At 61.1% G+C, this 12,072-nt stretch carries 15 protein-coding genes; 11 read left to right on the forward strand and 4 right to left on the reverse strand.

The annotated features are described in order from the left end of the window. Nucleotides 1-15: 15 nt before the first annotated feature. Nucleotides 16-867, reverse strand: a complete 852-nt coding sequence (locus JQR87_RS05395; RefSeq protein ID WP_407291857.1) for a putative selenate ABC transporter substrate-binding protein — start codon at nucleotides 865-867, stop codon at nucleotides 16-18. Between the two features lie 310 nt (nucleotides 868-1,177). Here JQR87_RS05395 and JQR87_RS05400 point away from each other — a divergent pair, with 310 nt between their 5' ends. The 10 genes from JQR87_RS05400 (at nucleotide 1,178) to JQR87_RS05445 (ending at nucleotide 9,454) form a co-directional block, all read left to right on the forward strand. Continuing rightward, nucleotides 1,178-1,402, forward strand: coding sequence for a hypothetical protein (locus JQR87_RS05400; protein WP_407291854.1), 225 nt, complete (start codon nucleotides 1,178-1,180; stop codon nucleotides 1,400-1,402). Between the two features lie 267 nt (nucleotides 1,403-1,669). Beyond that, the gene (locus JQR87_RS05405; RefSeq protein WP_407291852.1) at nucleotides 1,670-1,870 is read left to right on the forward strand and encodes a hypothetical protein; all 201 of its coding nucleotides are present in this window, start codon (nucleotides 1,670-1,672) and stop codon (nucleotides 1,868-1,870) included. 139 nt (nucleotides 1,871-2,009) lie between these two features. Further along, nucleotides 2,010-2,345, forward strand: coding sequence for a hypothetical protein (locus tag JQR87_RS05410; RefSeq protein WP_407291850.1), 336 nt, complete (start codon nucleotides 2,010-2,012; stop codon nucleotides 2,343-2,345). 160 nt (nucleotides 2,346-2,505) lie between these two features. Further along, nucleotides 2,506-3,588 (forward strand): M4 family metallopeptidase, encoded by a 1,083-nt coding sequence (locus JQR87_RS05415; RefSeq protein WP_407291848.1) that lies wholly within the window; start codon nucleotides 2,506-2,508, stop codon nucleotides 3,586-3,588. Further along, nucleotides 3,585-3,908 carry a protealysin inhibitor emfourin gene (locus JQR87_RS05420; protein ID WP_407291846.1) on the forward strand — a complete coding sequence of 108 codons (324 nt, stop codon included), beginning with the start codon at nucleotides 3,585-3,587 and terminating at the stop codon, nucleotides 3,906-3,908. Before JQR87_RS05415 ends, JQR87_RS05420 begins: the two co-directional genes overlap by 4 nt. 68 nt (nucleotides 3,909-3,976) lie before the next feature. Next, nucleotides 3,977-4,864 (forward strand): NAD(P)-dependent oxidoreductase, encoded by an 888-nt coding sequence (locus tag JQR87_RS05425; RefSeq protein WP_407291845.1) that lies wholly within the window; start codon nucleotides 3,977-3,979, stop codon nucleotides 4,862-4,864. Next, a complete protein-coding gene (locus JQR87_RS05430) occupies nucleotides 4,861-5,664 on the forward strand; it encodes a hydroxypyruvate isomerase family protein (RefSeq protein WP_407291844.1) in 804 nt (267 codons plus the stop codon). The genes JQR87_RS05425 and JQR87_RS05430 overlap by 4 nt, the downstream gene beginning before the upstream one ends. 102 nt (nucleotides 5,665-5,766) lie before the next feature. Then, on the forward strand, nucleotides 5,767-7,113 hold the full coding sequence (locus JQR87_RS05435) for a spinster family MFS transporter (RefSeq protein ID WP_407291842.1): 1,347 nt from the start codon (nucleotides 5,767-5,769) through the stop codon (nucleotides 7,111-7,113). Between the two features lie 123 nt (nucleotides 7,114-7,236). Beyond that, a complete protein-coding gene (locus tag JQR87_RS05440; RefSeq protein ID WP_407291841.1) occupies nucleotides 7,237-8,502 on the forward strand; it encodes an Hsp70 family protein in 1,266 nt (421 codons plus the stop codon). 55 nt (nucleotides 8,503-8,557) lie between these two features. Continuing rightward, a complete protein-coding gene (locus tag JQR87_RS05445) occupies nucleotides 8,558-9,454 on the forward strand; it encodes a CHAD domain-containing protein (protein ID WP_407291838.1) in 897 nt (298 codons plus the stop codon). Between the two features lie 30 nt (nucleotides 9,455-9,484). On the opposite strand, the gene JQR87_RS05450 is transcribed toward JQR87_RS05445, so the two are convergent. The 3 genes from JQR87_RS05450 to JQR87_RS05460 form a co-directional block, all read right to left on the reverse strand. After that, nucleotides 9,485-9,898, reverse strand: a complete 414-nt coding sequence (locus tag JQR87_RS05450) for a DUF6306 domain-containing protein (RefSeq protein ID WP_407291837.1) — start codon at nucleotides 9,896-9,898, stop codon at nucleotides 9,485-9,487. Nucleotides 9,899-9,968: 70 nt separating this feature from the next. Then, nucleotides 9,969-10,520 (reverse strand): peptidylprolyl isomerase, encoded by a 552-nt coding sequence (locus tag JQR87_RS05455; RefSeq protein WP_407291836.1) that lies wholly within the window; start codon nucleotides 10,518-10,520, stop codon nucleotides 9,969-9,971. A gap of 94 nt (nucleotides 10,521-10,614) precedes the next feature. Further along, complete coding sequence (locus JQR87_RS05460; RefSeq protein WP_407291834.1) at nucleotides 10,615-11,535, reverse strand: LysR family transcriptional regulator; 921 nt, start codon at nucleotides 11,533-11,535, stop codon at nucleotides 10,615-10,617. Nucleotides 11,536-11,602: 67 nt separating this feature from the next. Between JQR87_RS05460 and JQR87_RS05465 the strand changes: the two genes are divergently transcribed. Next, the gene (locus JQR87_RS05465) at nucleotides 11,603-11,944 is read left to right on the forward strand and encodes a 3-phosphoglycerate kinase (RefSeq protein ID WP_407291832.1); all 342 of its coding nucleotides are present in this window, start codon (nucleotides 11,603-11,605) and stop codon (nucleotides 11,942-11,944) included. Nucleotides 11,945-12,072: the final 128 nt, after the last annotated feature.

The following is a 12,072-nucleotide window of genomic DNA, read 5'->3' on the forward strand; positions in this document are numbered from 1 at the left end:
GACCGAGTACCAGGATCACTTCAAGAGGCCGGCGGCGCGGGCAGCCTCCTCGATACCCTCGTAGTTTTCCGGGCGCGTTTCAATGAAGCGTGTTGCGGCCTGGAGGTCCAGGATCTTCTTGTGTTCAGGTTTTTTCGGGTCGAGTTTGAGGAACGCGGTTTTGATATTTTCGGCCAGCTTCGGGTCAAGGTTGCCGCGTACGGTCCAGTTGTAGTCGTAGTACGGCGGAGTGGTGGAGATGACTCGCACCTTGTCCGTGTCGACCTTGCCAGCCGCGACCAGCTTGTCCCAGACCGATGCATTGAGCACCCCGCCGTCGGCCTTGCCAGCCTGGACCCAGGCCGCCGTAGCGTCATGCGCGCCGGAATAGGCGATGCGCTTGAAGAACTGCTCAGGATCAATGCCGTCCTTGAGCATGAAGTAGCGCGGCATAAGGCTGCCAGAGGTTGAGGACACGGAGCCAAACGCAAAGGTCTTGCCCTTGAGATCCTCCAGCGTTTTTACATCTGGATCGGCTGTGATGAATTTGCTGGTGAATTCCTCGTCCTGCTCGCGCTGAACCAGCGGCATGGCGTCACCGGTCTTCAAACGGGTCTGGACGAAGGTAAATCCGCCCAGCCAGGCGAGGTCGAGACGGTCGGACGCCAGTGCTTCCACGACGGCTGCGTAGTCGGAAACCGGAGTGAATTTCACCGGCATGCCCAATTCCTTTTCGAGGTACTTGCCCAGCGGTTCGAACTTGCGGATCAGTTCGGTCGGGGCTTCGTCGGGAATGGCCGATACGCGAAGCACATCGGCGGCATGGGTGGTAGCAATAGACAAAGAAAGGGCAAGGCCGGTAACGGCTGCCAGGGTGCGCTTCAGCATTGTGGTTCTCCGGTTCAATAGCGGAAAAAGCGCGCGGATTATAGGGGTAGTGGGCTGCGTCAGCGCAAGCGTCAGGCTGCGATGGCTTTGCCTGTCTGGCCGCGGTGACCGCACAGTCCGTCGCATCGTTCGTGCGGCTCGACCGCTGATCTTGTCGCTACGCCGCCCGGTGCAGCATTGGCGAGGGTGAATGACATGAGTCAACTGAAGATCACACCAGGCTCGGCTAAGACTAAATAATGGCATTTAGCCATTCCAGCTTCGCCAAGGTTTGAATAGTATGTGATGCCTCAAGGACGGGGGTTGTGGAATGGCTGAGTACAAGGACGAGAAGCGCAAGCTTCATGCGCTGCGAAAACACATCGACGAGCTGCTGACTAACGGTGCCGTCGTTACCCAACGGGACCCGCTGATTCTCGTCGAAGGGGGTCAGGTGCTGCTGGTCAATCACGGCATGTTGATCAGCCATGGCAAGCCCTTCGCTCTGATCGAGCCGACTACGGACCATGGGCGGCCGGGCCTGTGCGGGGGATAGCTGCTGGCTTTTACGGCCCTCAACCAGATGAGGCGCCAGAGGCCGCGCTTGGGATCATCCTGACGGTGATGGCTTGGCAGACGAGGCTTGAAGCGCAATGCGGAAAAATCAGCTAGCGGTTATCGGGCGCTGGGCTCGGAAATGACCGTCATCTCCTCTGAGCGCCGAACGAACCACAGGTTGCGTCGGCATATCGATTGTCTAGTCAACGCCGGTGCGAGCCTGACCGGGCGCGATCCAATCACCATCGCTTTTCACGAATGCACAATGACTGTGCGTAACGGAAAGCTCTTCAGTGAAAAGGGCATACGAAGTTTGGTGGCTGTCATTGCCAGGCATGTCTGGCCTTCCCAAGACTCACGAAGCGTCGCTATCGAGATTTGCCTGGGTCAGCTTGACGCAGGCAAGGTCGGTGGTGCCGGCGAGCAAGAGGAAAGCCCGTCGGTGCAAGGCACCTTTCAGCGCTGATACGTGGTGCTGCGCGTTCAGCCTGCACCGGCCTGAGTGCAATGCCCGCATCGACCGGACAGGTTGGCGATCGCAAGCTTTGTGATCCATTTCACATTTGACTAAAATCCGCCGCCTCAATGGATGGTGGCATTTTGATATGGAATTGACGGCGCAAGACAAACGCACGCTTCACGCCCTGCGCAAACACATCGACGAACTGCTCGATGCAGGCGCCAATATCACCGCACGAGATCCGGTCACGATCGTTTCGGCTGGCGAAACCCTTAGGGTGAAGCAGGGCATGCTTGTTGGGTATCTGGATCTCTTGGACATGATCGAGTCGGTTGCCGACCACGAGTGGCCCGATGCGCTTCGCCAGATGGCAGCCGATCTGTGCATCAGGCAGCTCGATCAGGCAATCGAAGCGCTGAGCCGCGACGGCGAGGCTGCTCAGATACAGCTTGCCGACAACGACCACTCGATCATCGGCTGAATCCACCCCCTCCCAGCATCCAACTCGAATGCCGCTTGCCGACCGGCGCTTTTGCTCTAGCCTGCTGAACAGGCATTATCTAAACAGCCTGCGCAACGCTGGGCCTGGAACGGATCAAACCTGCATGGATGCTCCTAGTGTCCAGGCTGAAGGGGGAACCATGCGCCACTCGACCATGCGCCACAGCTTCATCCCGCCCTACATACTTGACCGTATCATCGATAAGGGTACGGAAAGGCAGCGTGAACGAGCGCTCGGAACCCTGACGCACGTCCACAACCTATTGCCCAATCCCGGGCCGCCCAGTCGCCAGCCAGTATCTAGTGTGTTGCCGGAGCGAGGCCGGCGAGGTGAGCCGCGACGCAGTATTCACGACGCGAAGCAACAAATGCTTTTGCCTGGTGTGCTGGCAAGAATCGAGGGTCAGCCGCCGATCGGCGATGCAGCAGTCGATGAAGCCTATGACGCCATCGGCAAAACGCATGAGTGCTTCTGGCAGGTGTTCGGGCGGGACTCCATAGACAATCATGGCTTTCCGCTGATCGGCACGGTGCACTACGGCGTCGGCTACGAGAACGCATTCTGGAACGGCGCGCAGATGGTCTTTGGCGACGGTGACGGCGAACTCTTCAATCGGTTTACGCTGTCATTGGATGTCGTGGCGCATGAGCTGACCCACGGCATCATCGAGAGCGAGGGCGGGCTGTTGTACTTCAATCAATCCGGCGCCCTGAACGAATCCATATCCGACGTGTTCGGCGTGTTGGTCCGGCAGTTCAGCCTCAAGCAGACGGCTGAACAGGCCGACTGGCTGATTGGCGCCGAGTTGCTGACTGACAAGGTGAACGGCTCGGCCCTACGTTCGATGGCCAATCCCGGCAGTGCCTACGACGACCCACTGTTGGGTAAAGATCCGCAACCAGGGCATATGCGCGACTTCATTGATACCCGTGACGACAACGGCGGCGTGCATCTGAATTCGGGCATACCGAATCGCGCGTTCTACCTCACCGCCCTGGCGCTGGGCGGCTATGCCTGGGACAAGGCCGGACGTATCTGGTACGACACCCTTTGCGATAAGCGCCTGGCCAACGATGCGGATTTCGTCTCCTTCGCCGGATTGACGATCGATAACGCCATGACCCTCTTTGGTGCGAGCGGTAACGAGGTACAGTCGGTCAGGCAGGCCTGGACGGATGTGGGTGTCGTTGTGCCCTCAGGCCCCAACGAGGAGATGCGATGAAACAGTTACCACCGCTGGGCAAGGAAGCGACCATTCGCCTCTCAAGGCAGGGCGGATTCGCTGCGATACAGGCGCTTGCTCGACCTCGCGAGATCGATTTGGCCAGCTGCGACGAGCAGCAGCGAGGGCAGATCTGCTCCGTCCTTGAAGGCTGTGTATCGCTCGCGACGGAACAGGTCGGGCAAGGCGATCGACGTTACTACCAGATCGAGCTTCGCTACCGTGAAAATGAGCGTGACAACGAGGTGGTGTTTCAGGTGCCTGAAGAGCAGGCACCCGGCGAGCTGGTTCGGCTCTGGGACCAAGGTAATGTGCTCTGAACCAAGCTTGGCCCCTGGCGTCAGCTCGGAAATAGAATCTCGCCCCAGCTTCTTGAGGAACCATCCCCATGTCTGATTTGCCAACCGTTGCCTTCGCCGGCATCGGCTTGATGGGCCTGCCGATGTGCCGTCGGCTGCTCGCCGCTGGCTATCCGTTGACGGTCTGGAACCGTTCACCGGAAAAATGCGCACCGCTTGTCGACGCCGGAGCGCGTCTGGCCAGCCATCCAGCCGACCTGTGCAGCGCCGCCGATATCGTCCTGCTCTGCCTTGCAGACACCACAGTGGTGAGGGAGGTGGTGTTTGGCTCGGGTGGCGTCATCGAGGGAGCGAAGCCGGGCCAGCTGCTGGTCGATCATTCCAGCCTGGAACCGGCGGCCACTCGCGCCATGGCCGCAGAACTTGAATCCCGCAGCGGCATGCGCTGGGTCGATGCGCCGGTGTCCGGCGGCACGGCTGGCGCCGAGGCGGGAACGCTGGCGATCATGGCCGGCGGCCGCGCTGAAGACATTCAGCGGGTTCGGCCGGTGCTGGCGCATCTGGGCCAGCGTTTGACTCACATGGGAGAGGTTGGCGCCGGTCAGGTGACCAAGGCCTGTAACCAGATGATCGTTGCCTGCAACGCGCTGGTCATCGCTGAAGTGGTGGCCTTGGCTGAGCGCTCCGGCGTCGACGCCAGCCTCATCGCACCGGCATTGGCAGGCGGCTTTGCGGATTCCAAACCGCTGCAGATCCTGGCCCCGCAAATGGCCAGCAGTGAGTTCGAGCCGGTGAAATGGCGCGTGCGTACCTTGCTCAAGGATCTCGACACAGCCGTGCAGCTGTCACGTGAAGCAGGTGGTGCCACGCCAATGACCGGGCTGGCCGCGCAACTGATGCGGCTGCATGGCGGTCGGGGCGAGTTGGAAAGTGACCCCTCCACGCTGGTCGGGATGTTCCGGGGCCAGGATCTATGAAGATTGCAGCCAATCTGTCCATGCTGTTCAACGAGTTGCCCTTGGCTGGGCGCATCATGGCGGCTCGCGTCGCCGGGTTCGACGGTGTGGAAATCCAGTTTCCCTACGAGCTGCCAGCGTTGCAATTGAAGGAGTCGCTGGAGCGCGCCGGCCTGCCGTTGGTGCTGATCAATCTGCCTGCCGGCGACTTCATGCAGGGCGGCGCTGGCCTGGCGGCGGTGCCGTCACGGCAGGCTGAGTTCGACGCGGCGCTTCAGGAAGGCCTGACCTATGCGGCCATGGCCCGCCCGCTATGCGTCAACGTATTACCGGGCCGGCTGGCGGCAGGCGTCACACGTGGGCAAGCCTTGGAAACCCTGGCTGCCAACCTGCGTAAAAGTGCTGAGGCGTTCGCATTGCTTGGCGTGCATGTGGTGTGCGAGGCGATCAATCCTCTGGACATGCCGGGGTTTCTCATCAACACCCCAGAGCATCTGCAGGCACTGTTGGAGCGGGTCGGCCATCCCAATTGCCAGGCTCAGCTGGATCTCTATCACATGGCGCGACAGGAGCTTGATATAGCCGCTGGGATAGCGCTGCTCGGCTCCCGGATCGGGCACGTTCAGTTCGCTGACTGCCCCGGTCGCGGCGCGCCCGGCACTGGCTCGGTAGCCTTCGCATCACTGCTCGAAGCGTTATGCAATGTAGGGTATGCGGGCTGGCTGGCGGCAGAGTATCGCCCGGAAGGCCCTGATACCTTGGCAAGCCTGGGGTGGCTGGACGCATGGCGACAGGCTGAGCCTTTGCATCGTCCGGCATAAGCGAAGGTGATGGTGACAGACAGACGCACGCCGGGGCCCTAGAGTCAGCGTCGAGAACGGTCGGAACGCGACCGCGCATAACAATAAATCGAGAGCGACGTCATGCAGCCATCCACCCAAGCCGCAAACGCCTGGCGCGTCCTGTTCCTGCTGTTTCTGGCCAACCTGTTCAACTTCTTCGATCGCACCATTCCCGCGATCATCGCCGAACCAATCCGGCTGGAGTGGAACCTCAATGATTTCCAACTGGGCCTGATCGGCACCGCCTTCACCATCGTTTATGCCATCGCTGGGGTGCCGCTCGGCCGCATGGCAGACGTCGGCTCGCGGCGCAAGATCATGGGCTGGGGGTTGACTGCCTGGAGCGGGCTGACCGCCGTCAACGGCCTTGCCTGGAATTTCTGGACGTTTCTGCTGGTGCGCATGGGCATCGGTATCGGTGAGGCCAGCTACGCACCGGCGGCCAACTCGCTGATCGGCGATCTGTTCCCGGCTCACAAGCGGGCGCGGGCCATGGGGATCTTCATGCTCGGCCTGCCACTTGGGTTGCTGCTGGCGTTCTTTACCATCGGCTCGATGGTTCAGTATTTCGGTAGCTGGCGCGCGCCGTTCTTCATTGCGGCCGTGCCCGGCCTCGTACTGGCGCTGTTCATCTTTTTCATCAGGGAACCCCAGCGTGGTGCCGCCGAAACCGTGAAGGTATCGCAAGCGCGTGTCGAACAGCCGATTCGCAAGGTTCTCGCGATCCGCACTTTCTGGTGGTTGGTGCTGGCGGGCCTGGCCTTCAATTTCGCCACCTATGCCTGTAACGCGTTCATGGTGCCCTTGTTGATGCGCTATCACGCGGTGCCGCTGGTTGAGGCGTCTATCGCGACCGGGATCATCGTCGGTTTGACCGGTCTGATCGGCTTGACCCTGGGCGGTTGGGTCGCGGACAAGATCCATCAGCGCTTCGCTCGCGGTCGGCTGATCTTCGCTGCGGTGAGCATGCTTATCGCTACGGCTCTGACGGGGTATGCACTGCTTGCCGGCCGGATCGAGGTGGGCGTGTTCGTTGCGGTCTTCAGTATCGGCTGGCTGTTTTCGTATAACTTCTACACCTGCGTCTATACCGCCATTCAGGACGTGGTCGAGCCGCGGCTGCGTGCAACCGCCATGGCATTGTTCTTTGCCGGTCTTTACCTGCTCGGTGGTGGCATGGGCACGGTGGTGGTAGGGCTGCTGTCGGATCATTTCGCCGAGTCGGCGATGCTTGCTGCCGGAGCCAGCGAGATGAGCGAAGCCTTCCGCGCCGAAGGCCTTCACGGTGCAATGTACCTGATCCCGGCCACGCTGCTGTTGACGATGGTCTTCCTGTTCATGGCCTCGCTTACCTTCTGCGATGACGCCAAGCGCATGACGGATGGCATGACGGACTCTGCTGCGGCGGGCGAGCCGTCGCCGGCCTGACGGCTGACATTGCGGCGCCGTCGGGTGCCGCAATGGCTCGACACCGATCGGCCGACGATTGGCCTGCATTTGCCGCCCGGCTCGAATAAACTGCGCGGCCGTTTTTGGCAGTCCGGACCGCACATGCACAACCCGTCCCCCGCCCGCGCCTGCGGCATTGACTTCGGTACGTCCAATTCCACGGTCGGCTGGTGGCGCCCCGACGCCGATCCGCTGTTGGCACTGGAAGAGGATCAGCAGACCTTGCCTTCGGTGGTGTTCTTCAACGTGGAAGAGCGTCGCCCCGTATACGGTCGACTGGCCCTGTCCGAGTACCTCGAAGGTTACGAAGGGCGCCTGATGCGCTCGCTCAAGAGCCTGCTGGGCTCCAAGCTGCTGAAAAGTGAAACCACGGTGCTGGGTAGTGCCATGCCGTTCAAGGACATCCTCGGATTGTTCCTGAGCACGCTCAAGCAGCGCGCTGAAGAGCAGGCCGGGCGCTCGTTCGACGAGGTCGTGCTGGGCCGCCCGGTGTTTTTCGTCGACGACGATCCGCAGGCAGACAAGGAGGCCGCTGACACCCTGGCTGCGGCTGCCAGGAAAATCGGCTTCAAGGATGTCTCGTTTCAATACGAGCCCATCGCTGCAGCGTTCGACTACGAGTCGCGGATCGAGCGGGAAGAGCGCGTGTTGATCGTCGACATTGGCGGCGGAACCTCGGACTTCTCACTGGTGCGCCTGGCACCGGAGCGTCGGCAGATCGATAATCGTCAGGATGACATTCTTGCCACTTCCGGCGTGCATATTGGCGGTACCGATTTCGACAAGCAGCTCAGTCTGCAAGGCGTGATGCCGCTGTTTGGGTATGGCAGTCGAATGAAAAGCGATGCGCCCATGCCCACCAGCACTCACCTCAACCTTGCGACCTGGCACACGATCAACTCGGTTTACGCGCCGGCTTCGCTGCGTGCACTTCAGAGCATGCGCTACGACATCGTCGACCCCACCGGAATCGACCGGCTGTTCAGCCTCATCAAACAGCGTGCGGGCCATTGGCTGGCGATGCAGGTCGAGCAGGGCAAGATCGAATTGACCGAGCAGGAACGCTACCTGATCGACTTTGCACGCATCGAAACCGGCCTCGAAGCCACGCTTACGCGGCCTGTATTCGAAACGGCTATTGAGCCGTTGCTCGAACGAATCCGCGCGAACGTCAGTCAATTGCTACTAAGTGCCGGGCTCAAGCACGAAGATATCGACACGGTCTTCTTCACCGGCGGTTCCAGTGCAATCCCGGCGCTGCGCCAGAGCATCGCCACCTTGCTGCCACGGGCACGTCACGTCGAAGGTAATCGCTTCGGCAGTATCGGTAGCGGCCTGGCCATCGAGGCGCGCAAGCGCTACGGCTAAACAGCCCGTCCTGCCAGCTGTGCGAGCGTGGCAGCGGGCCCGAACGGGAGCTGTCATGGGTTACAAACTGCGTCCGCAAGACCCTGCCGCTGAGGTGCGAAAGGTCGCCCGGCAGGGCATCGACAATGCCATCGAGGCACTGAGCGTTCCGCCCGAGGAGCGTGCCGAGGGTGTGCACCAGGCGCGCAAACGGTTCAAAGAGCTGCGCGCGCTCCTACGCCTGGTGCGCAAACCGCTGGGTGACGAATTTCAGCGCGAGAACCATCGTCTGCGTGACCTTGGTCGAGCCTTGGCCGAGTCGCGGGATGCCACGGCCATGCTGGAAAGCTGGGATGCGCTGGCGAAACGCTTTCCCGAGCTGTTTGCCGAGGCGGATTTCAAGCAGGCCCGGCGGCGTCTGCAGGCTCGAGCGAAACAAGCCGAGAGCGGCACTGCGGACCTCGACACGCGCATTGGCAAGGTTATCGATGAACTAAAGGACGCGCGCAGCTGTGTCGAGAGCTGGCCACTCCAAGCCAAGGGCTTCGACTTGCTGGCTGGTGGCGTCAAGCGCACCTATGCTGACGGCTGCGCCGAGTTGGATAAGGTCAGGCACGACCTCAGCGACGAACAGCTTCACCAGTGGCGCAAGCGGGTCAAGGACCATTGGTACCAGACGCGGCTGCTTACTCCGAGCTGGCCGAAGCTGATGAAGCTACGCAGCGACTCGCTGAAAGATCTGGCGGATCAGCTCGGTGACGATCATGACTTGGCGGTGATGACAGAGCTTATCCAGGCTCAGCCTACGCTGTTCGGCGACGACGTCTTGCGCGAGCGGCTCGGCACCGCGATTGCTGAGCGCCGTAGCGAGCTGCAGAGCGGCGCTCTCAAGTTGGGCGACGAAATCTATCAGGAGGCGCCCAAGAAGCTTGTGGCGCGCTGGCAGCGGTATTGGGACGGCGCCCGCGACTGATCGGCAGCAGAGATGCGTGTCAGCCAGGCATCAGGCGGCCTGGCTGTTGATCTCGTGAATTTTCAGCATCTTTTCAAGCTCGGTGCGGATGAACTGATCGGTACAGCCGGGCAAGTACTCGCGCAGCTTGCGGATCACCCATTGCTGGCCACGGTCGACGAACGTCAGGCGCTCGTCCAGCGACTCGATGGCCATCGCCTTTTCATAAAAGGCACCGGTCTCACGGTTGGGCTCGATGTTCAGGTGGTTCATGCAATTGAGCACCAGCCGGCAGCTATCGACTTCACCCTGGCGGATCTGTTCGAGCAGCTTTTGCTGCGCAGCATCGTTGCATTGCTGCAGGCTTTCGCCGGCTACCTTGGCTCCGGCACGCTCGGCGCTAAGCAGGTCTTGGAGCAGCTTTGCTTCCCCTTCGGTGGTGTTCAGCACGTTCTGTTCACTCATGTCGGGTCTCCTGTCGTGGCGAGGATATGCACGGCCGGCGCCGTGCACACTGTCGACCGATGGCGAGCGGTCAGAGTTTCTTTGCCGAGACGATCTTCACCGGCGTGAGCGGGACGTTCTGCATCATGCTGCGGTTGCCCGTGGGCACCTGGGCGATCTGGTCGACCACGTCCATACCTCTGACGACTTTGCCGAACACTGCGTAGCCGAAATCGCGGCTGCCGTTGTCCAGAAAATCGTTGTCGCGGTGGTTGATAAAGAACTGGCTGGTCGCCGAATTGACGTCCTGGGTTCGCGCCATGGCCAGCGTGCCACGTACGTTGTGCAGGCCGTTGTCGGCTTCGTTCTTGATCGGATCGCGAGTCTGCTTCTGGTTCAGCCCTTCGTTAAAGCCACCGCCCTGAATCATGAAACCTGGGATCACGCGGTGAAAAACCGTGCCGTCGTAGAATCCGCTTTCGACATATTCTAGGAAATTCTTCACGCTGACCGGTGCCTTCTCGGCCTCCAGCTCAATCTCGATTTCGCCCATGCTGGTGTTCAGCAACACATGCGGTTTTTCAGCAGCAAGGAGGTTGCCGACGAGCAGCAGTGAGCAGGCGGCGAGTAGAAGTCGTTTCATGGTGTTGTTCCTGGTATGGGTAAGACTGGATGCTCGTTGCTGCAGGCTGGTTGGCGCTGTTCTGGCCTTGCTGCGTCAGCTGGGGCCTTGTGCGTCATGTCGATTTCGAAGCCTGAGCGGGCAATTGCGCTTGAGCATCGTACGTCCTGATCAGGTCGATGAGAATCTGCGTGGCCGGGCCGAGCGGTCTGTCAGGGTTAGTGTAGAGATAAAACAGCGGCCGGCGGATGCTGCCTTGGACGAGCGGCAGCGGCTTGAGTGCACCTTCGGCCAATTCGCGAGCGATCATGTGGCGAGGCAGCCACGCAAAGCCCAGGCCGCTGCTGACGAAGCCGACCGACGTGGCCAGGCTGCCGACCGTCCAGCGCTGTTCCGCACCAAGCCAACCGCTGTCGCGCGGTTGTCGCTGGCCTGAGTCACGCACCACCACCTGCATCTGGCTTTGCAGATCCTGCACGCTAAGTTTGCGCTGCAGCTGGTGCAGCGGGTGGTTGGGATGAGCCACTGCGACGAACTCAACGGTACCCAATTCCTGTCCGAGATAGCCGGTGATGTCCAGACCGCTGATGGCGAGATCGGCCGTGCCGTCCTTGAGTACCTCTTCAACGCCTGACAAGACTTCTTCACGCAGCCGCACGCGGCAACCCCGGCTCTGGGGCATGAAGGCGGTCAGCGCCCGAATCAGCTTGGCGTTGGGGTAGGCTGCATCGACCACCAGCCGGACTTCGGCTTCCCAGCCCTGTTCCATGTGATGGGCCAGGTCTTCCAACTGACTGGCCTGGTTGAGCAATTGTCGGGAGCGCCTCAATAACACCTCGCCGGCGTCGGTAAGCACCGCCTTGCGCCCGTCGATGCGTAGCAGCGGCACGCCAAGCTGCTCCTGCATGCGCGCCACCGTATAGCTCACCGAGGACTGCGAGCGATGCAGCATCTCCGCTGCCTGGGCGAATCCACCGTGGTCGATCACCGCCTGCAGGGTTCGCCACTGGTCGAGGGTTACGCGCGGCACTTTCATTCCATTGTTTTCCTGTTGCGTCGGTCTGGTACGCTGGCGCTCGCTTTCACGAGGAGCCCGCATAATAATGAATAAAGTCTGCTTCGCCGCGCTCGCTGCTGCGCTCGCATCGGCCACCATGTTCCCACCGAGCGCGCTTGCCGTCAGCTACCCAGTGGATCTCGAACAGGAGCTCAACGGAACCGAGGTAATGGCCAGTCCGGAAACCATCGACCGCGACATGGCGGGCCTGGTGCTACAGAACCTTGGTGACCGCCCGGTAGAGTGTAGTGCTGCGTTTCGCAATGGTCCGGAACTGCCACGCACCCGCCGTCTCACGCTGGAGCCTGGGCAGAGCAAGCCTATGACTGCCAAGTTCAAACGCGACGTCATCCGCTTGCGTATCAAGCTGACCTGCGAGCCTCAATGAGGATCGCCTGACGCGCCCTGGCCGTGATGCTCGATGCGCGTCCGGCCGCTTTTTCCCGCTTCCTGATCACGGCTTCCTGCCTGCCGGTTAGCCTGTCGCCGCGCTGCACAAAGACGACTCTGCACGCG

This window comes from Stutzerimonas stutzeri, from assembly GCF_051028275.1.
In the GTDB taxonomy this organism is placed as follows: Bacteria; Pseudomonadota; Gammaproteobacteria; order Pseudomonadales; family Pseudomonadaceae; genus Stutzerimonas; species Stutzerimonas stutzeri_AS.